Origin of the sequence: Pauljensenia sp. UMB6358, from assembly GCF_030216865.1 — a bacterium.
GTDB classification, from domain to species: domain Bacteria; phylum Actinomycetota; class Actinomycetes; order Actinomycetales; family Actinomycetaceae; genus Pauljensenia; species Pauljensenia turicensis_A.
The window spans coordinates 1-371 of the sequence record NZ_JASOMS010000058.1 but is presented as its reverse complement, the minus strand read 5'-3'; the positions used below and the strand labels follow the sequence as shown (position 1 = coordinate 371).

General features: G+C 52.6%; 1 protein-coding gene. It reads right to left on the bottom strand.

The annotated features are described in order from the left end of the window. A partial coding sequence (locus tag QP381_RS08620) for a hypothetical protein (protein WP_285068536.1) occupies positions 1–360 on the bottom strand: 360 nt, incomplete at its 3' end. Between the last annotated feature and the right edge of the window lie 11 nt (positions 361–371).

The window sequence follows — 371 nt, the reverse complement described above, 5'->3', positions numbered from 1 at the left end:
GCCCCCAGCCGCGTAAGGTAGGAGACTATCCCCGTTAGCATGCCTGGAGAGTTTGGTTTCAATACCTACGACAGCTGAGAAAGTGGTTTTTATGCTATTCCACCAGCCTTGCAGGGTTGCGCCCCAGTTGCGGGCCTGGTGTACATCAACCGGCTTAGATACTTTTGCTCTGCCTGCTTGATTCAGGTTACGAACCTGTGCGTGCCCGTGGGACGCGTCACCGTGAATAGGCTTCGTTACGACCTGCTTAATGTGATTATTGAGCTGACCGTCTTTCGCCATTGCCTTGATTGTGTTCGCATCAATCGGTTTTACGCGGTTCTGTTCTATGAGCTTGTTGAGGGTGCCGTCTTTTGCCATCGCCTTGAGCG